The sequence below is a fragment of the Paenibacillus sp. RU5M genome, assembly GCF_900221055.1.
GTDB classification, from domain to species: Bacteria; Bacillota; Bacilli; order Paenibacillales; family Paenibacillaceae; genus Paenibacillus; species Paenibacillus marchantiae.
Window position 1 is genome coordinate 379,222 of record NZ_OBQM01000001.1, and the last position, 20,261, is coordinate 399,482.

At 46.5% G+C, this 20,261-nt stretch carries 18 protein-coding genes and 1 other annotated feature; of the genes, 16 read left to right on the top strand and 2 right to left on the bottom strand.

Annotated elements, in window-relative coordinates; all coding sequences use genetic code 11:
• Positions 1 to 46: 46 nt before the first annotated feature.
• Entirely contained in the window at positions 47 to 1,444 is a 1,398-nt protein-coding gene (locus CRO25_RS01875) for an ATP-binding protein (protein ID WP_256863566.1), read from the top strand.
• A gap of 195 nt (positions 1,445 to 1,639) precedes the next feature.
• Positions 1,640 to 5,767: a collagen-like repeat preface domain-containing protein gene (locus CRO25_RS34120; protein WP_097115707.1), complete on the top strand. Its 4,128-nt coding sequence runs from the start codon at positions 1,640 to 1,642 to the stop codon at positions 5,765 to 5,767.
• 103 nt (positions 5,768 to 5,870) lie between these two features.
• Here CRO25_RS34120 and serA read toward each other — a convergent pair whose 3' ends face one another.
• Complete coding sequence (gene serA, locus CRO25_RS01885) at positions 5,871 to 7,466, bottom strand: phosphoglycerate dehydrogenase (protein WP_079694054.1); 1,596 nt, start codon at positions 7,464 to 7,466, stop codon at positions 5,871 to 5,873.
• 200 nt (positions 7,467 to 7,666) lie between these two features.
• Positions 7,667 to 7,897: a binding site (T-box leader), on the bottom strand.
• Positions 7,898 to 8,243: 346 nt separating this feature from the next.
• Here serA and CRO25_RS01890 point away from each other — a divergent pair.
• Genes CRO25_RS01890 through CRO25_RS01900 form a run of 3 tightly spaced genes read left to right on the top strand, consistent with a single transcriptional unit; the run spans position 8,244 to position 10,101 of the window.
• A complete protein-coding gene (locus tag CRO25_RS01890; protein WP_064636826.1) occupies positions 8,244 to 8,837 on the top strand; it encodes a CPBP family intramembrane glutamic endopeptidase in 594 nt (197 codons plus the stop codon).
• Positions 8,834 to 9,289 (top strand): hypothetical protein, encoded by a 456-nt coding sequence (locus tag CRO25_RS01895; RefSeq protein ID WP_063566744.1) that lies wholly within the window; start codon positions 8,834 to 8,836, stop codon positions 9,287 to 9,289. Before CRO25_RS01890 ends, CRO25_RS01895 begins: the two co-directional genes overlap by 4 nt.
• Positions 9,277 to 10,101 (top strand): metallophosphoesterase, encoded by an 825-nt coding sequence (locus CRO25_RS01900; RefSeq protein WP_079694053.1) that lies wholly within the window; start codon positions 9,277 to 9,279, stop codon positions 10,099 to 10,101. Before CRO25_RS01895 ends, CRO25_RS01900 begins: the two co-directional genes overlap by 13 nt.
• Before the next feature lie 107 nt (positions 10,102 to 10,208).
• Here CRO25_RS01900 and CRO25_RS01905 read toward each other — a convergent pair whose 3' ends face one another.
• Positions 10,209 to 11,117, bottom strand: a complete 909-nt coding sequence (locus CRO25_RS01905; protein ID WP_373560304.1) for a polysaccharide deacetylase family protein — start codon at positions 11,115 to 11,117, stop codon at positions 10,209 to 10,211.
• 121 nt (positions 11,118 to 11,238) lie between these two features.
• Here CRO25_RS01905 and CRO25_RS01910 point away from each other — a divergent pair, with 121 nt between their 5' ends.
• The 11 genes from CRO25_RS01910 to der all read left to right on the top strand — a co-directional run bounded on the left by CRO25_RS01910 (position 11,239) and on the right by der (position 20,252).
• Positions 11,239 to 11,595: a hypothetical protein gene (locus tag CRO25_RS01910; protein ID WP_053780665.1), complete on the top strand. Its 357-nt coding sequence runs from the start codon at positions 11,239 to 11,241 to the stop codon at positions 11,593 to 11,595.
• A gap of 187 nt (positions 11,596 to 11,782) precedes the next feature.
• Positions 11,783 to 12,397, top strand: a complete 615-nt coding sequence (locus CRO25_RS01915) for a genetic competence negative regulator (protein WP_063566746.1) — start codon at positions 11,783 to 11,785, stop codon at positions 12,395 to 12,397.
• 43 nt (positions 12,398 to 12,440) lie between these two features.
• Positions 12,441 to 13,136, top strand: coding sequence for a glutamic-type intramembrane protease PrsW (gene prsW / locus CRO25_RS01920; protein WP_063566747.1), 696 nt, complete (start codon positions 12,441 to 12,443; stop codon positions 13,134 to 13,136).
• Between the two features lie 117 nt (positions 13,137 to 13,253).
• Positions 13,254 to 13,424: a hypothetical protein gene (locus CRO25_RS33170; protein ID WP_167666101.1), complete on the top strand. Its 171-nt coding sequence runs from the start codon at positions 13,254 to 13,256 to the stop codon at positions 13,422 to 13,424.
• Between the two features lie 122 nt (positions 13,425 to 13,546).
• On the top strand, positions 13,547 to 14,893 hold the full coding sequence (gene ypeB / locus CRO25_RS01925) for a germination protein YpeB (RefSeq protein WP_079694051.1): 1,347 nt from the start codon (positions 13,547 to 13,549) through the stop codon (positions 14,891 to 14,893).
• 155 nt (positions 14,894 to 15,048) lie between these two features.
• Positions 15,049 to 15,702 carry a flagellar brake protein gene (locus CRO25_RS01930; protein ID WP_063566749.1) on the top strand — a complete coding sequence of 218 codons (654 nt, stop codon included), beginning with the start codon at positions 15,049 to 15,051 and terminating at the stop codon, positions 15,700 to 15,702.
• A gap of 69 nt (positions 15,703 to 15,771) precedes the next feature.
• Positions 15,772 to 15,987: a hypothetical protein gene (locus CRO25_RS32975; protein WP_072735236.1), complete on the top strand. Its 216-nt coding sequence runs from the start codon at positions 15,772 to 15,774 to the stop codon at positions 15,985 to 15,987.
• Between the two features lie 112 nt (positions 15,988 to 16,099).
• Positions 16,100 to 16,804: a (d)CMP kinase gene (gene cmk / locus CRO25_RS01935; protein WP_063566751.1), complete on the top strand. Its 705-nt coding sequence runs from the start codon at positions 16,100 to 16,102 to the stop codon at positions 16,802 to 16,804.
• The gene (locus tag CRO25_RS01940; RefSeq protein WP_063566752.1) at positions 16,801 to 17,388 is read left to right on the top strand and encodes a 1-acyl-sn-glycerol-3-phosphate acyltransferase; all 588 of its coding nucleotides are present in this window, start codon (positions 16,801 to 16,803) and stop codon (positions 17,386 to 17,388) included. The genes cmk and CRO25_RS01940 overlap by 4 nt, the downstream gene beginning before the upstream one ends.
• A 142-nt stretch (positions 17,389 to 17,530) precedes the next feature.
• Entirely contained in the window at positions 17,531 to 18,745 is a 1,215-nt protein-coding gene (gene rpsA, locus CRO25_RS01945; protein WP_063566753.1) for a 30S ribosomal protein S1, read from the top strand.
• 184 nt (positions 18,746 to 18,929) lie between these two features.
• Positions 18,930 to 20,252, top strand: coding sequence for a ribosome biogenesis GTPase Der (der, locus tag CRO25_RS01950; protein WP_063566754.1), 1,323 nt, complete (start codon positions 18,930 to 18,932; stop codon positions 20,250 to 20,252).
• The last annotated feature ends 9 nt before the right edge of the window (positions 20,253 to 20,261 follow it).

A 20,261-nucleotide genomic window follows, 5' to 3' on the forward strand; every position in this document is an offset into this window, starting at 1 on the left:
CTGGAGATCGCTGGTCGGGAAGTTATGGATTACGATTATTTGCCTTGTGGGCTGTGTACTCATAGCGTTGGGTCTCTTTTTGCTGCCGTATATTGATACGAATTTTGCGGAATCTGAGTCGAGAGATATCAAACGTTTGTTCACGTATGTTTGTATTATCGGATTCAGCTTGACGACCTTTTTTGCACTGTTTCTTTTCACGAAAATTACGCAGCCGATGCAGCAGTTAATTCAGGCAGCTAATGCGATTCGGAAAGGAAATTACGGTACACGTCTCTCCCTTGTAACGAGCGATGAGATTGGAGAATTAGGTAATACATTTAACCATATGGCTGCACAGCTGGAAGATAACATTCGCAACCTTAACCATGAAAAAGAACATCTGGCGAGCGTGCTCCGAAGCATGACCGATGCCGTAGTGACATTCGATGGTGAAGGGAAAGTTATTTTGACAAACCCCCCTGGAGAGAAAATCATGCAGGCTTGGTGTGATTTGGACTGGGCACAAATGGGTGAGGGACAGGATTCGGAGAATGCTGTGAAATCTTCACGAGAGGTGCCGGAACCACTCGTTCCTTTGTTCAAAATGGTGATGGAGCAAGGTGGCGATCAGAACTCTAACGTGCATGTGCAGCAGGGTGTCTGGTCTGTTCAGATGGCGCCTTTGTATGCGGATAGTGTCGTACGGGGGGCTGTTGCTGTGCTTCGTGACGTAACGGAGGAAGTACGATTGGAGAAGATGCGCCGTGATTTTGTCGCCAACGTATCTCATGAAATACGTACTCCGCTATCCATGATGCAAGGGTATAGTGAAGCTCTTTTGGATGGAATGGCGGCTTCTCCAGAAGAAAGTGAAGAATTAATTCAAGTGATTCATGATGAGTCTTTACGTATGGGCAGGTTGGTTAAAGATCTGCTTGATCTTGCGCGAATGGAAGCGGGTCATACGGATATGGCCGTGAAGGAAGTGGATCTGGTTGAACTATTGGAGCGTGTATATAGAAAGTTCTCGGTACGTTCCAAAGAACAGGATATCCATCTTCGGTTTGAGTGCAAACAGACTTCGATTGAACTTCACCAGGCTGACGAGGATCGGCTTGAACAGGTATTCACAAATTTGCTGGATAATGCGTTTCGGCATACGCCCTCTGGCAAAAATGTTGTCATATCGGCAGAGATGTTATCGGATATCCGGACACCTCTAGCTAAAGTGACTGTAAAAGATGAGGGCGTAGGCATTCCATCTTCTGATTTGCCATTCATCTTTGAACGATTCTACAAAGCAGATAAGGCTCGTGTTCGGGGTGAAAGTGTCGGTACAGGACTGGGGCTCGCAATTGTAAAAAATATTGTGGATGCTCATCACGGTACCATTATCGTTAATAGTGTACTTGGTGAAGGAACAGAGTTTATTTTACAATTTCCTGTGGATTCTTCGAAATAGCCCGATTTCATACAAAAAGTGCGAAAGCACCCTCATGCTGAGGGTGCTTTTTTGTTGAACAGTACCGTTTAATCTTGTTCAACGTGGAACAGTATGTTCACTTTTTTTGCATCAAAAAATGTGTCCAAGATAATTTTGCCTCTTATGAAACATAAGCTTTAAAAGCGAAGAAGTTAAAGGAGGAGTGGATTAGGCATGTCTGATGAAAGAAAAAGGGTGAATATTAAAGCTTTCATAGAAGGAAGATCGTTTCGAGCGGGATCACCGTTTATTCCAATATCATCGAGTGAAGTGGAGCAGTTTGAGTCCATTTTGAAAGCATTGGCAGTGACTATTCCTGCAGCTGTCAGTCAGCCTACAGCGTCTAATATTCTCGCATTGCAAAATAGTTTACGGAGTTTGCTCACCTTTGTTAATACCTCTGGTTTTCGAGCTGGGGTGAAAGCTGAGTTACAATCCGTTCTGGAACTAACCATAGCAGGTTCTGAAGTTGTACCTGTAGCCGTTATCAATCTGGCTGGCAACTTGCAAAACTTGCTTGATGATTTATTAAGTGTAACGTTGCTTCTGGAAGTTCCGCCTGCGGAAAAAGATAAATTGGTCGGTTTGATTCGATCCATATCCGTATCATTGACTCGTGCTACCAGTTCATTTGGAACATCGGGAACTCCAGGTCCTCCAGGTCCCCCGGGAGTTCCAGGGGTTCCGGGTGTTCCCGGAGTGCCAGGTCCAGCCGGGCCAGGAGGCTCAGTAGGACCAGTAGGTCCGGTAGGTCCTTTAGGACCCCAAGGCGTACCAGGTCCGCAGGGGGCTCCTGGAGTTGGATTGAATGATATTTCCGTTTTTGATCCAGCTCAGGCACCTGGCTATGTGCAAGGTCAAGTGGTTTCGTATAACGGCAGTCTTTATGTTGTTAACGTGAATGGTCCAACCGGAGTACCGGGAAGTTCTCCAGACTACACGTTGTTTTTGTCAGGCGGAACGACGGGAGCAACAGGGGCAGGCTTAACAGGCTCTATTCCATTCGATCCGGCGCTCGCACCAGGTTATCCGGCAGGACAAATTGTAACATTTGGCGGTAGTACCTATATTACTAATGTGGCATCGCCAACGGGAACACCGGGTAGTTCACCGGATTATACTTTGCTGGCATCGGCCGGAGCTACTGGGGCCACTGGGGCAACAGGAGTGGGACTCGGTGGTTCTGTTCCGTTTGATCCCGCAGTAGCACCTACGTATCCAGCGGGTCAGGTCGTAACATTTGACGGCAGCACCTACATTACTAATGTGGCTTCGCCAGCTGGAACACCAGGTAGTTCGCCGGACTATACACTTTTGGCAGGTGCAGGACCAACAGGACCTACGGGAGCCACTGGCGTAGGCTTAAGTGGAATATTACCGTTTGATCCAGCTGTAGCACCAACGTATCCAGTGGGTCAAATCGTGACATTTGACGGTAGTACGTATATTACCAATGTAGCTTCACCAACTGGAACCCCAGGTACATCACCAGACTACACATTGCTTGCTGGCGCAGGAGCCAACGGTGCAACCGGAGCAACAGGCGTGGGCTTGAATGGAGCAGTTCCGTTTGACCCAGCAGTGGCACCAACATACCCGGCCGGTCAAGTCGTAACTTTCGATGGCAGCACCTATATTACAAATGTGGCATCGCCAACGGGAACGCCGGGAACATCACCGGATTATACGTTGATTGCAGGCGCAGGACCAACAGGGCCTACAGGTGCAACGGGAGCCACCGGTGTAGGTTTGAGTGGCATTGTAGCGTTTGATCCGGCAGTGGCCCCAACGTATCCAGCTGGTCAGGTGGTGACGTTCGATGGCAGCACGTATATTGCTAATGTCGCGTCACCAACGGGAACACCGGGTACGTCACCGGATTACACGTTATTGGCAGGCGCGGGAGCCACAGGTGCAACCGGAGCGACTGGATTAAGTGTAACCGGTAGCACGGGAGCTACCGGCGTAGCGGGTGTAACGGGACCCACCGGTGTAGGTTTGAGTGGTATTGTAGCGTTTGATCCGGCAGTGGCCCCAACGTATCCGGCTGGTCAAGTGGTGACGTTCGATGGTAGCACGTATATTGCAAATGTGGCATCGCCAACGGGAACACCAGGCACATCCCCGGATTACACGTTGCTGGCTGGCGCAGGAGCCACAGGTGCAACCGGAGCGACCGGAGTTGGTGTAACCGGCGCAACAGGAGATACAGGTACAACGGGAGCCACAGGCGCAGGCTTAACCGGCGTCGTCCCATTCGATCCAGCGGTAGCTCCAACGTATCCAGCGGGTCAGGTGGTGACGTTCGATGGCAGCACGTATATTGCTAATGTCGCGTCACCAACGGGAACACCAGGCACATCCCCGGATTACACGTTGCTGGCTGGCGCAGGAGCCACCGGTGCGACAGGGGCAACCGGAGTAGGTGTAACGGGGAGTACCGGGGCCACCGGAGACACAGGAGTTACTGGCGTCACTGGAGCTACAGGAGTAACGGGAGCCACGGGTGCCAGTGTAACAGGAAGTACCGGGGCAACAGGTGATACGGGTGTAACCGGAGCCACTGGGGTTACCGGAGCTACAGGAGCTGTGGGGGTAACGGGAGCCACGGGTGCCAGTGTAACGGGAAGTACCGGAGCAACCGGAGATACGGGTGTGACCGGAGCCACTGGGGTCACTGGAAATACAGGAGCTGCGGGAGTAACGGGGGCCACGGGTGCCAGTGTAACAGGAAGTACCGGGGCAACAGGCGATACGGGTGTAACCGGAGCGACTGGGGTTACTGGAGCTACAGGAGCTACCGGAGCTGTGGGGGTAACGGGAGCCACGGGTGTAAGTGTTACAGGAAGTACCGGGGCAACAGGCGATACGGGTGTAACCGGAGCGACTGGGGTTACTGGAGCTACAGGAGCTGCGGGAGTAACTGGGGCTACAGGCGTTGGTGTAACGGGAAGTACCGGAGCAACCGGAGATACGGGTGTGACCGGAGCGACTGGGGTTACCGGAGCTACAGGAGCTGCGGGAGTAACTGGGGCTACAGGCGTTGGTGTAACAGGAAGTACCGGGGCAACAGGTGATACGGGTGTAACCGGAGCGACTGGGGTTACCGGAGCTACAGGAGCTGCGGGAGTAACTGGGGCTACAGGCGTTGGAGTAACAGGAAGTACCGGGGCAACAGGTGATACGGGTGTAACCGGAGCCACTGGGGTTACCGGAGCTACAGGAGCTGCGGGAGTAACTGGGGCTACAGGCGTTGGTGTAACAGGAAGTACCGGGGCAACAGGTGATACGGGTGTAACCGGAGCCACTGGGGTTACCGGAGCTACAGGAGCTGCGGGAGTAACTGGGGCTACAGGTGTTGGAGTAACAGGAAGTACCGGGGCAACAGGTGATACGGGTGTAACCGGAGCGACTGGGGTTACTGGAGCTACAGGAGCTGCGGGAGTAACTGGGGCTACAGGCGTTGGTATAACGGGAAGTACCGGAGCAACCGGAGATACGGGTGTGACCGGAGCCACTGGGGTCACTGGAGCTACAGGAGTAACTGGGGCTACAGGCGTTGGTGTAACGGGAAGTACGGGAGCAACCGGAGATACGGGTGTGACCGGAGCGACAGGTGTTACGGGTGCAACCGGAGCGACAGGTGTTACGGGAGCAACCGGAGCTACAGGAGTAACTGGGGCAACAGGAGCCACAGGAGGTACTGGAGGAACCGGAGCCACAGGAGGTACTGGAGGAACCGGAGCTACAGGAGGTACTGGAGGAACCGGAGCTACAGGAGGTACTGGAGGAACCGGAGCTACAGGAGGTACTGGAGGAACCGGAGCTACAGGAGTTACCGGAGGTACTGGTGCTACAGGAGGTACTGGCGCTACTGGCGCCACTGGCGCAACAGGGACTACCGTAACGGCTACATCTGCATTTGGTGAAAACACGAGTGGAACGATTGCAGTCATTTTGGGTGGAACTCTTGTCCCATTACCGAATAACCAAAATATTGGAACAGGAATAACAGTTAATGGAACCAGCGATACGTTCACTCTTCCTAATACGGGAAATTATTATATCTCTTATCAAATTAACTTAACCGCAGCTCTTGCCATTCAATCTCGTGTTTTGCTTAACGGAACTGCAATTCCGGCCAGTGTGGTTTCTCCAGTACTTTCTCTTAGCCAATTACAAGCTAACTTTATTGTTGCCGTTACGGCTGGCTCTACAATTCAACTTCAACTGTTTGGTCTTCTAGCAGCAGCTGTCCTTTCTCCACCAGGTGCAACATTAACAATCATTCAGATAAGCTAATATCAGAATGTTGATTGAATATTAATTTGATCTCTTAAGAATGCAGAAAGAGACGGATCCCTTACCAGGATTCCGTCTCTTTCTTAGTTAACCTCAAATTATACTAGCCGAGTACAATTTCAACGGCAGTATTGATTTCCTGAAGAGCTGCGAGTTGCACCAGCACATCTTTTGGAACTTCCTTATCTACAGTCAGAATCATGATAGCTGCCCCACCAATGATTTTACGTCCGACCTGCATGGAGGCGATGTTAACTTCGTTCTCTCCAAGCAAAGTTCCAACACGTCCGATAATACCCGGTTTATCATTATGCGAAATCAGAATTTGGTGACTTTCTGGAGCGATATCCACTGGGAATTTGTCCAGACGCACGATCCGCTCTCCATAACCTGCAAGCAGTGTGCCCGCAACACGACGCTCCTCGGCATCCTGAGTCGTCACGAGTGTGACGGTAATCAGATTTGTAAATCCTTTAGTGGCCGATGTTTGGCTAACCACTACGTTGAGATCCCGCACTTTAGCTAAATGCATGGAGTTGACAATATTGGCCTCTCCGCCTAAATGCCTTGCGAGAATCCCTTTTACAATGTAACGAGTCAAAGGAGAAGTATCCACTTCAGACAGATCTCCAGCGTAATCGATTCGAATTTCCTGAACTGCATTTTGAGTGATCTGAGCTGCAAAGCTACCCAGTGTTTCACCCAGTTTAAAGTACGGCTGCAGTTTATTCATTACAGTTGGGGCTACTGCAGGCATGTTAACTGCGTTTTTGAACGGTTCATTGCGTAGAATATGCAGGACTTGCTCGGATACGTCGATCGCTACATTTTCTTGTGCTTCTACTGTCGATGCACCAAGATGAGGCGTCACAATAATGCTAGGATGATTCAGGAACGGGTGATCAGCAGCGGGTGGTTCGCTCTCGAATACGTCGAATGCTGCCCCAGCGACGATACCTTCATCAATTGCTTCTACAAGTGCCATTTCGTCAACGACTCCACCACGGGCACAGTTGATAATACGCATACCTTTTTTCATCACTTCGAATTGTGGACGGGAGATCATATGGCGGGTCTCAGGTGTTAATGGTGTGTGAACGGTCATGAAGTCGGCATTACGAATGATGTCATCTACACTAGCCAGCTTAACCTGAAGTTTCTCTGCGCGATCTTGAGTGAGGAACGGGTCGTAAGCCAGAATATCCATTCCGAATGCTTTGGCACGTTTAGCTACTTCGCTACCGATTCGTCCCATACCGAGCACACCCAGTGTTTTATTTCTTAACTCCACACCCAGGAAGGTTTTACGATCCCAAGTACCTTGAATGGTTTTGGCATATGCCTGAGGAATATGTCGTGCCAGTGCCATCATCATGGCAAATGTATGCTCACATGTCGTAATCGTGTTACCGTCAGGGGCGTTAATAACAATGATACCGCGTTGGGTAGCAGCTTCCAAATCAATGTTATCTACACCTACGCCAGCACGTCCGATGACTTTAAGGTTTGTACCTGCTGTCATAATACGATCCGTTACACGAGTCTGACTTCGAACTAGAAGGGCATCATAATTGCCGATAATTGCAACAAGCTCATCTTCGCTAAGACCTGTTTTCTTCTCAACTACAACATCATTTGCATCCACCAGTTGCTGGATACCCAGATCACTAATGGGGTCCGACACTAACACTTTGTACATGGTTTCTTCCTCCTTAGGTATGTGTATCTATATCGTCAAGGTCTCACCTCACGAAAGAGGCATTCCTTAAAACCATTGAAACTCTTCCTTCCAACAACGCGGTGTCGCAGCAGAGGAGGAGGGTGTAACAAATAGGGCGATTCCCACGTCTGTACTCTAAAATAAATCAAAAAACTCTCAATCCACATACTGCTTGCGCAATAAGGGACGAGAGTTGTCGTGGTACCACCCTAATTCACCGCCGTTTCGCAACGACAGTCTTAGCGGTCAATGAAGACCGAAGAGGATAACGGGTCTAAACCGATTGCACCTACTCCAATTTCAATGCAATAACTCAGGAGCGCTCAAGATCATCTGCCTGCCACCGATTTACACCATCCATCGGCTCTCTGTAAGACAAAGCAACGTCTTTTTTCCATCATCGTGTTTAACGTGACTAATTTTTTCATAATGTATCATGGCTGACATGAGCATGTCAATAGGCTTAAATGTTTTAATTCGATTTACTAATGTGATTTTCTTCAGTGGAGGAGAAGGCGTATAGATATAAAAAATTGACTTCCTTGATCGCTCGAAATAGCTCGATTACAAGCTGTTTTGTGAATCGGATTTTAACACATTAATGAACTAATTCAATGGATATGGCTTCGCTGAAAAACCGGGACTTGGGGCAGGCCTTGAACCTATTTGGTTTTTTGGCTATCATTTAGTATACTATCCGATTGGACAACGAATTTGTTATCCATCAAATATAAGTCAAGAGGACAGACACAGGCGATGAAAAAATTAAAGTTTCCCAAGTTCAAGATTCAGAAGGCTGAACCACAGCAACTTACCGAGCGTTTGCTTCTGATCAATCTATACTTTACACAAGGGTTAACTTTGATCATTGGGGTTGTATGGATTTTATTGCAGAAGAGAAATCTTTTTGATGTACTTGCTTGGCCTGATAGTTACCAGTTTATTTGGTGGGGGCTTGGTCTTGCTGGCATTATGCTTGTTATGGACTTGGTTCTTTCTTATGTTATTCCTCAAGAAAGCATGGATGATGGCGGCATTAACGAGATGCTGTTCCGCAAGCGTCCAATCTGGCACATTGTATGCATAGCAGCCATCGTTGCTGTTTGTGAAGAATTGCTATTTCGTGGAGCCATACAACATGCGTTAGGTCCTTACTGGACAAGTATTTTATTTGCGGTTATCCATATACGCTATTTGCGGCATTGGATTCCAACTGGTTGGGTATTTGTTTCGAGCTATGGATTGGGTTGGATTTATATGCAATCCGGCACATTATGGGCGCCTATACTATGTCATTTTATTATTGATTTGGTGTCTGGATTAGCGATACGTTTTCGGAGGGGATCATGAATCAGCAATTAAGTAGAATGAAGACATACGGCAGTCAGCGCCATCGTCACTCGGATAAGACAGAGACATCTGAGCGGCCTGAAGCTTCTCAAGTAAATCTGGTTGTTGAACCAGCTGCTGCCTCAGAGGTGGGAGGACTCACACCCATTACCTCGGTCTCCATACCAAGATCACAACGCAAGTCTTATACATCATCGCTGGAAAGTCCGGTTCTTCCCCGGCGGGCACCAGCACGTGCCAACAAAGCAGAAAAGCCATCAGAAGAAGAATCCGTTTCCGAAGCGGGAACACTTCCTACGCGGACTGAGCTTCATCCATCTCGCCGTTTACGTCTCAGTAAGCGATTTGTTAACTCGCTCATATTTATATTTGTTTTGCTCACAATTAGTCTGGTTTGGTGGGGGATAAAAGGAGCGCCTTCTTTGGATACTTTCCTTCCATGGCCATGGTAATACTGGCATGGTTCGTTGCCGTTATTTTGGCCGGGATTGCCTTGCTGGTTCATATGTGGCGTGAGGCGCATCTTCATCACATCGTTTCAGAAGAGGTTGAAGTTCCGAATTTGCCCTCTTCTTTTGATGGCAGCAAAATCCTGTATTTATCTGATATCCATAAACGCAAGCTGAAAAAGAATGATCTGGAACATCTTCGCAATCAGGTGGACTGGGTTATTATTGGGGGAGATGTGGCGGAAAAAGGAATTTCATGGCCCATTGTCAGACATAATATGAGCTTGTTGTCTTATATTGCCCCTGTTTTTACAGTCTATGGGAACCATGATAAAAGAGCAGGAACTGTGCATCTCGAACGTATATTCCGAGATACGGGCGTTCAACTCTTACAGGATTCTACCACTTACCTTCGTAAAGGCAGAAGCAAACTGTGTCTGGTCGGAGTTGATTATCGTTCACAGCGAGGGGATTCGCTGCTTGCAGAATTGGACTCCAAAGAATGCAAGATTGCCATCGTGCACGATCCCCTAGAGGCTCTTCACTTGAATGGAGCTGTTGATCTGATATTGAGTGGTCACACTCACGGTGGACAATTGGTATTTCCGGGCTTCGGCCCCGTCTTTCTTAACAAAGCGTACCGCTCCGTGTCTAACGGGTGGTTCTCTTTGAAAAAGGATGGTAATGATACCGAGCAAGAAGGTAAAATGCTGGTTAGCAGAGGATACGGAACAAATCATTTGCCATTCAGACTTTGTTGTCCCGCAGAAATGCATATCATTACTTTGCGAATGCTCTCAAACAAACAGCCTTGATCCGCATAGGACCAAGGCTGTTTGTTATAACTTTGTAAGTTCCTTCATGTCAATTCCAACTCATCAATTATTGATATTAATCCGAATGCCGGGCAAATAATCGAAGCTCAGCGGGCTTCCAGTTCAATGGAGCGAGGATCGACAAAAGTGTAACCTTTCTGTTCAAGTTTGGTTAACAACTCATCCAACGCTTCAACCGTCCATGGCAACTCATGCATCAAAATATTACTGCCGGGATTTAATTGATCCAGCACATTCTGGATGACTTTATCCGGTTTATTTTTGGTACTCTTATCCCAATCCAGTGAGCCATTGGACCATGTCATATATAACATTCCGTTTTTCTTGACTGTGGCCTTTAATGCATCATTTCCAGAACCGAACGGCGGACGGAAGAACTGGGGTTCCACGCCAATCGTTTCTTTCACAATCTTTTGCACATCGGTGACTTGTTTGGAAGCTGCCGTAGTGGACATTTTTTTCAGATCCTCATGGTCCCACGCATGATTTCCTACAACTTGATCACGTTCATGAATGATCTTGAGCAACTCGGGATGACTTTTCACTCGGTATCCGTTAACAAAAAATATCGCTTTCGCGTCATGTTTATCCAAGGTGTCGATTAATCCGTTTATCATTTTTTCTTCTTTGGGCCCATCATCAAATGTTAACAATACAACCTTGCTTTCGTTCGTTTTATCGTTGGGTTTAATGTAGTAATTGGCGTTCATATGATACGTTTTTTCAATATTAACTTCGGCTGCTTGTGTACGGGGAGCATTATCAGTTTCTTCTTTTTCTGTCGAAGATGTTTCGTCATCACTTGGTGATTCTTGATCCGAATTTGAGTCCGTTGAGGACGGAGAATCCGTGGTTTGCTTTTCGCTTGTCCCAGTGGAAGTTGGCTCGTTCTGCTGCTCCTGCCTTGAAGTAACCGATTCATTGCTGGACTTTGTGGATTCAGGTGTTGTTTCGACCTTGGTTCCACAAGCTGACAACAGCATGCATGCGATCATAATTAAGGCGGTGGTGTGTCTAATCATGCTTTCAACTCGCTTTCCTGTATTTATGCGGAATGAGATGAGGCACTCCCGCAAACACTAGTTGTGATTTTAACATTAAAAGGAGGTTGGTGTAATGAAGGCGTCATCCTTTTTCTGGGGTGTTGTAATTGGCGTAGCAGCCAGTTCTTGGCTGTCCAAAGGTAAAATGTCAATGCTGTCTTCCGGTTCATCCCGCAACATGATGAATCAGGCCAAACACAAAATGATGGAGATGACGTTCCCAGGCATGGACGGATTCAGCTCCAAGCCAAACGAACAGAGCGGAGATTCCCACAAAAGCACGCATAAAAAAAGTGCAAAGCCGATCACTCCGCAGGAAAAAGAAGAGAACATGAACATGCTCAAAGATTTTATTCGCACCAATCCGGATGTTAAACATGAAGTTGAGCAAATTTTAACTCAAACAAACACAACAGTACCGGGTTTATAAACACAAACCTCCCATTAGAATCATCCACAGTCCTGTTTTGATGTGGAATGATTCTTTTTTTGTCGATTTTACTTCGTGCATTTGCAGGTATAAAATGATAACATAACTACATAGATTTATTTTCAGCACATATTGTTTTGTGCTTCATAATCTGTTATAAGACTTGCTTATAAAGGGGAGATCCTGTATGAAAATAGAACGATTAAGTCACGATAAGATACGGATTTTCCTGACCTTTGACGATCTGAGCGAGCGCGGAATACAAAAAGATGATATGTGGCAGGAAATACCTAAAGTTCATGAACTGTTCACTGAAATGATGGACCAGGCCTATTCCGAACTTGGATTTGATGCTACAGGTCCACTTGCTGTCGAAGTATTCGCACTTCCCGCTCAAGGGATGGTTGTCATTGTCACCCGGGGGAAATATGATCCGCAACAATATGGTTCAGGTAATGAGGATGATTTGCCTGAAGAAGTATATGAGATGGAAGTTACACTTGAGCAAAGCGATTCCATCGTCTATGCATTCAAAGATTTTGAAGTACTGATTGAGGCTGCACATATGTTGCATCAGCACGTAACGGATGCTGGAAGACTTTATTCCTATAAAGACAAATGGTTTTTGCATTTTGAACCGGATGACTTGGATTCGACCAAACATGCAGCATTGATTGCATTGCTTGCTGAATTCGGTGAAGGATCTTCCGTTACCCCTGCCGTCATGGAAGAGTACGGAAAGGTTGTTATGCCTGAACAAGCGGTTGAGGTTATTTGCACCCACTTCAAGCGTCAGGAGTAAGCTCTAGTTGTAATCGCGTCTTTAGTCAGAGGAGGGAATTTCGGTGCTTTTGTTTTCGGTTTTAGCGGCAGCAGTAGCTCCGGGTCTCGCCTTGTTAACATACTTTTATCTGAAAGACCGTTATGACTCTGAACCTCTTCACATGGTATTTCGAGTCTTTCTCATGGGGATTCTGATGGTACTGCCTGTGATGATTATTCAGCGTGGCATGATGATCTGGCTTGGAGATAATCCTTATGTTGAATCCATCCTGATTTCAGGTGGGGTTGAAGAGTTCGTCAAATGGTTTGTGATATACCATATTATTTATAACCATACCGAATTTGACGAGCCTTATGATGGGATTCTATACTCCGTTGCTGTTTCACTCGGATTTGCTACAGTTGAGAATGTGTTGTATGCCTTTGCGGGGAATGCTTCCGTCTCAGCTATGTTCATTCGTGCATTGCTTCCTGTATCAGGTCACGCCATGTTTGCAGTAATTATGGGTTATTACATGGGGCGGGCCAAGTTTTCGGATGGCAAGAAAAAACGTTGGTTTCTTATGCTCTCACTGGTTCTACCGTTCTTCTGGCATGCGCTTTATGATGTCATTATGAATACCATGGTGAATCATTGGTTATGGTTCATTGCGCCATTGATGGCGGGATTATGGTACGGTGCGATGGGCAAGATTACAAGGGCCAACAATCGTTCTCCTTTTCGTTTTGTGAAGCGTGAGGAAGAGATTAAATTATAAAAATACGGACACACTGGTGGACATGGAGCGCAACCTGCGCCTGATGCCCCGGTGTGTTTTTTGTTGCAATAAAATAAAAATTCCCGGGGAAGACCAATAGAAACGGGGATAAGCGTGATGAGAATCAAAATTAAAATCAGATGCAAGCAATGTGGAGAACGTTTTACGCTGCGAGGTAAGAAAGAACGAGGAAGAATTGAGACCGGTTTTAAACAGTGTTTGTGTGATAATCGAGATCAGTTCGAAATTGAGGAAGATGGCGGCACAACCTGGGTACAATTGAATTAAATAGAACGTTTGAGACCATGCGTGACAAGCCCGTCATTGGACAGACTGGAAATCGCATGCATAAGAGGTCTTTCTTCGATCCACAATAGAGGTAGTGGCTTAGAAGAAAGGAGACTCTACCGATGTATAAACGTTTAAGTTCAGTTATGTTTCCGATATTTGCAGTTCTGTTAATCGGTGCTCTCGTATGGGGTTACCAAGAGAACCAGGAGAAAAATGCCATTCTGATCAAGGCAGAGAATCAATATCAGCGTGCTTTTCACGATTTATCTTTTCATATGGACAAATTGCACTCGGAGATTGGGAACACGCTGGCAGTCCATGCTACGTCCCAAGGGATGCATCGCAAAGGTCTAATGAACGTATGGCGACTCACTAGTGAAGCCCAGAATGAGATTAATCAATTGCCGCTTACAATGCTGCCTTTCAGTGAAACGGAGGAGTTTCTCTCCCGCATCTCCAACTTTGCTTATCAGGCGTCCATGCGTGATCTGACCAATGAACCATTAAGTGAAAAAGAAATGGGCAACTTGAAAAAACTGTATGCGAATTCATCCGAGATCACTAAAAATCTGCAGGATGTACAGCAGAAAGTCATTTCTGACCGTTTACGCTGGATGGATGCCGAGTCGGCTATGGCAACGGAAGAGCAAACGATGGACAACACCATCGTGGATGGATTCCGGACAGTCAACAAAAAGGTACAGGAGTATCCTGAACTTGACTGGGGTCCTTCAGTCTCCAGCATTTATGCCAAACGTTCGGTGAAGAAGCTGGATGGCTTACCGATGACCAAAGAGCAGATCCAAACTAAAGCTGCAAAGTTTTCCGATGCAGAACACGGTAAGATTCAAATACAGGAAAATGGTAAAGGTACAGATTGGGAATCGTATACAGCCACGATTGATCAGTCCAAAGACAGTAAATTAAGTATGGACTTCACACGTAATGGCGGTCTGCTCATCTCTTACAGTGATACTCGCCCAATCGGGACGAAGAAAGTAACACGTAAAGAAGCTATGGCCAAAGCAGATCATTTCCTTTCCAATAAGGGTTACAAAGATATGAAGGCAGTCAATTATGACGAGTTTGGCAATCTCGGTAACCTGACCTATGTGCGCAAACAAGGCGATACACTGATTTATCCAGAAAAAATGTCTGTTCGAGTTGGCCTTGATAATGGGAATGTTACCGGCTTCCAGGCAAGTGATTTTGTATATGAGCATCAGAAAAAGCGGGAGATTCCAAAAGCCACACTCACGGTTGAACAGGCCCGCAAAAAACTGAATCCGGAATTCAAGGAGAGCTATGCTCGCAAATCACTCATTAAGAATGATTACAGCAAAGAAGTTCTGTGTTACGAATTCGGTGGACGCATCAATGGTGCAAAATATAAAATTTACATCAACGCTGATACAGGTATGGAGGAAGCCGTTGAGGAGATCAAACCGGTGAATGAGACCACATAACACTAAGAAGCCGGCAGCCTGTTGAAGTGTAAATAGATTACGGAGCAGACCACGTGGTGGTCTGTTTTTTGTTGTTCACTATGAGAAAGGTCATGGTATAATAGTCCTTGTACATACGATACGAAGATAAAAAGCTTAAGGTGGCGGTGAACAGCTTGTTTCCCAAAATAAATGAAGTTTTATACATCCAGATTGCCTCTGCAGATGAAAAAGAGGAAAGCAAAGAATATAAATCACGCATAGCGGATGTGGATGAAAACAGTTTTCTGATCGAAGTCCCGATGCAACAGGGAAGCAGTCGGTTGAAAAGGTTGTTTTTTGGTGAGGAATTGTCCATTTCTTATATTACGGAAGACGGGGTTCGTCATTATTTCAACACGTATGTGACTGGATTTGAAGAAGATGTAGTTCGGCTTGTACGAATTCGCAAGCCCTTGCCGGACGACATCACCAAAATCCAGCGTCGCAGTTTTCTGCGTGTTCATGCAAATCTTGAAATGGCTATTCAGGGTGAAGATCTTACCCGAGCCGTGGGCTTGACTGAAGATATTGGCGGCGGGGGATTGTCCATTTATGGGGAACCCAGTTTTGCTATTGCGGAAGGGCAAAAGCTGAAATGCTGGTTGCTTATTCCTTATCGGAATGCAGCGATTGAACATGCGAACTTTGAAGCTGAAGTGGTACGGATCAAAACACTGGAAACAGGCAGACAGCTATGCATGTTAAAGTTTGTGCAGATTACAGATTCGGAACGACAAAAGATCATCAAGTTTTGTTTTGAACGGCAATTGGATTATCGAACGAAATAAAGATGGTGATTGTCTGGGATAGAAAGGGACAGTGGTGGGCACTGTAATGGAAAAACGGAGGTTCAGCTTGTGAACAATCGCCATGCATCCCGCAGATACGAGCGCCTATATTATGTTTTATCCAAGCGAATGGAAAGAAGGGCTTTGATGCTGATTACAGCTCTTCTTGTTCTGCTTGTGATCTATCAGTTATTACTTCTTGTGCCTGATATGAAAAAGAATATGACCTCCATTGATCGGCTGGAAGGAACACCAATTCAGATGCAAACGGTACACGAACAATAGCATCACTGATTTGTCTGTTTTTGCATCCATGTGTATAGTGTGGTATAATTTTGACGATGCAGGCAATGCCTGTTTTTTTATTGAGGCTTATCGTTTGAGGAGGAATGCCCCGTTGGCAAGCCAGAACACATCAGAGAACGGGAAGATGAACGTTGCAATTGACGGACCTGCCGGTGCCGGGAAAAGCACGGTGGCCCGATTGGTTGCAGAGGCGCTCGCGTATATATACGTCGATACTGGCGCGATGTACCGTGCGGTAACCTTGCATATGCTTCGAAAAGGTATTTCACCGGAAGATGTGCCAGAGGTGCTTCAGGAAACCCAAAAGCTGGTCATTGATTTACAACCGGATCCCGACGGACAGAAAGTGTTCTGTAATGGGGAAGATGTAACCTCGGAAATCCGCTCCCGTGAAGTGACGGGAATCGTGTCCCGATATGCGCAAATCGAGGGGCTGCGTACGCAATTGGTGGATACACAGCGGCAAATGGCTTTGCGCAAGGGCGTCGTCATGGATGGACGCGATATCGGAACGACAGTATTGCCCGACGCGGAAGTGAAAATCTTCATGACTGCCAGTGTGGAAGAGCGTGCACTTCGCCGCTTCAAAGAACTGGACCCCTCAGAAGGACTGACGTTGCAGCAACTTGAGCGAGACATTGCCACCCGTGACAAATTGGATGAAAGTCGGGAAATATCCCCGCTTCGTTGTGCTGAGGACGCTACAGTGCTCGATACAACCGAGATGAGCATCCATGAAGTGGTTGACAAAATCGTGTCTTATTGCACAATGGTCAGAGGAGAGATCGGTCTATGATTTACACATTTTGCAGCACATTACTGCGGATCATTTACACCATTCTTTTCCGCCTAGAGGCAGTTGGACGGGAGAACATCCCGAAAGAAGGCGGCGTACTTTTATGTTCCAATCATATCAGTAACTTTGATCCTCCAACGGTTGGTATCAAGATTCGTCGTCAGGTGCGCTTCATGGCCAAAAGCGAATTGTTTGATATTCCGGTGTTTGGCCGAATTATCAAAGCCGTAGGCGCTTTCCCTGTTAAACGTGGAGGCGTCAGCAAGGAATCCATCAAGACCTCACTCAACATTTTGCGTGGTGGTGAAGTGCTTGGCATTTTCCCTTCGGGAAGCCGACACAATGATGGAGGCATCGGCAAAAAAGGGGCAGCGAGCTTCGCTCTCCGAAGTGGTGCTACAGTTATTCCTACTGCTATTATCGGTAACTACAAGGTTTTTCGTAAGATGAAAGTAGTTTATGGAGCACCAGTGAATTTGGACGAGTTCAAGGAAGATCCTTCCGGCGATGCGCTGGAAAGAGCGACGGAGAAGATTATGTCCAAAATTAACGAAATGGTGCAAACAGGCGTGCCGAGCAAATAACGGCATCGTCAGACTGCTGAGTGCATGTTTCCATATTTTTGAGGGAAGCTAAGGATGTTCATTCAGCGATGAAAGTGTTTTGAACTCTGCTACAGGCAGGTTTGAATATAATGGGGTTTTTGAATTGAGGAGGGTATTTGACATGTCGGAAGAAATGAAAAATCAAGAAGCAACCCAAGATGAGTTGGATCAATTCGTTTCCTTGAAAAAAGGAGATACCGTAAAAGGAACCATCGTCAAATTGGAAGATAACCAAGCCTATGTGAGCATTGGATATAAATATGACGGTGTAATTCCAATTCGTGAACTGTCTTCCCTACACGTAGACAGCGCGTCTGATGCAGTTGAAGTTGGACAAGAAGTTGAAGCTAAAGTACTTAGCATCGACGACGAGAAAGAAAAACTCGTTTTGTCCAAACGTGCAATCGACAGCGAAAACGCTTGGGATCAATTGCAAAAGCATTTTGAAGACCAAGACGTATTCGAAGTTGTTGTAGGTGACGTTGTTAAAGGCGGTCTGGTAGCAGACGTGGGCGTTCGCGGATTTATCCCTGCTTCCATGGTAGAGCGCCATTTCGTTGAAGATTTCAGCGATTACAAAGGACGCACATTGCGTGTTAAAGTGAAAGAGATCGACCGTGAGAACAACAAAGTGATCCTTTCCCAAAAAGACGTACTGGAGCAAGAATTCGAAGCAAACAAAGCTACTGTTATGGCTGGTTTGCAAGAAGGTCAAGTGATCGAAGGTACGGTACAACGCTTGACTCAATTCGGTGCTTTCGTTGATGTAGGCGGAGTAGACGGATTGGTTCACGTATCTGAGCTCGCTTGGACACACGTTGACAAACCATCGGACGTTCTGTCTGAAGGCGATAAAGTAAACGTAAAAGTGCTGAAAGTTGATCCTGAAAAAGGTAAAATCAGCCTGAGCATGAAAGCTGTTCAACCAGGTCCTTGGGAAACAGCTGGCGACAAATTCAACTCTAGCGATATCGTAACAGGTGTTGTAAAACGTCTGGTTGACTTCGGTGCTTTTGTTGAAATCGCTCCTGGTGTTGAGGGACTTGTGCATATTTCGCAAATCTCCCACAAACATATTGGCACTCCGCACGAAGTATTGAAAGAAGGACAAGAAGTTCAAGTTAAAATCTTGGACATGAATCCTTCTGAGCAACGTGTAAGCCTGAGCATCAAGGAAACTGAAGAAGCTCCTGCTCAAGCGCCAAAATCAGAAAGACCTGCAAGAAACAATGCTCCACGTGAAGAAATCAACAACCCGAACGTTTCCTTGAGCAATCAAGGTCTGAGCATCACGCTCGGCGAGCGCTTCGGTGACAAACTCAGCAAATTCAAATAAGTTATAAATGCATGGTTCTTAGTTATATACTGCATATTTTGCTGAACAATAAAAGCAAGATCGGCGAGCCCCAGCGGGTTCGCCGATTGTTTTTATTGCGAGTATAACGGCATGAAACGTTAGCCAAGACAGGCGTTTTTTGCTATGATGAGTATCGTAAGTATGGACAGGAGGAGTGGAATGTATGGCAAGACCCGTTGTGGCAATTGTCGGGCGACCGAATGTGGGCAAATCCACCATTTTTAATCGGATCATCGGCGACAGATTGGCCATTGTGGAAGACAAGCCGGGCATTACCCGTGACCGTATCTACGGAATCGGCGAATGGAACGGTAAACCATTTAGCATTATCGATACAGGTGGTATCGAAATCGACGGCGAGGACGTCATTTTAAAATCAATCCGGATGCAGGCAGAGCTCGCCATTGAAGAAGCGGATGTTATTGTATTCATGTGTGATGCAAAAGCAGGGATTACGCAATCTGATGAAGAAGTCGCAGAGATGTTGTACCGCTCAGGTAAGCCTATCGTTGTAGCCGTTAACAAAGTGGATAATATCGGGCGCAGTGAGCTCATTTATGAGTTTTATGGATTTGGATTTGGTGATCCAATCGGAGTATCGGGAAGTCATGGTACAGGTGTAGGTGATTTGCTCGATGCCATCGTAGAGAAATTGCCTGAACTTGAGGAAGAGACTTACGATGACGATGTCATTCGTGTAGCTCTGATCGGACGTCCTAACGTGGGTAAATCTTCATTGGTGAATGCCATTTTGGGCGAGGAACGTGTTATTGTCAGTGATGTTGCTGGTACGACGCGGGATGCAATCGATACACCGTTTGAAAAAGACGGTCAGCGCTATGTGCTGATTGATACAGCAGGTATGCGTAAACGTGGTAAAGTCTATGAAACCACGGAGAAATACAGCGTAATGCGTGCGATGCGTGCCATTGAGCGTGCAGATGTTGTTCTGATTGTAATTAATGGCGAAGAAGGCATTATTGAGCAGGACAAGCATATTGCAGGTTATGCATTCGAAGCAGGTAAAGCTTCCATGTTTGTTGTGAACAAATGGGACGTTGTAGAGAAGTCTGATAAAACAATGAATGAGTTTGAGAAAAAAATTCGGGATCATTTCCTGTTTATGACTTACGCTCCGGTTGTATTTTTGTCAGCCAAGACAAAACAACGCTTACAAAAATTGTTGCCTGTTGTGCAACGTGTAGCACAGCAGCATACTATGCGTGTTCAGACGCATCTGCTTAACGATGTAGTATCTGATGCAGTGGCTATTAATCCGCCACCAACAGATAAAGGACGCAGAATGAGAATCAACTATGTGACTCAGGTTGCAGTTAAACCTCCGACCATGGTTATTTTTGTGAACGATCCTGAATTGATGCACTTTTCTTACGAACGTTACCTGGAGAATAAAATTCGTGCAGCGTTTGATTTTGAAGGGACGCCAATTCGCATATTTACTCGGAGGAAGTCCGACGAAGGTTAGGGGAGAAGT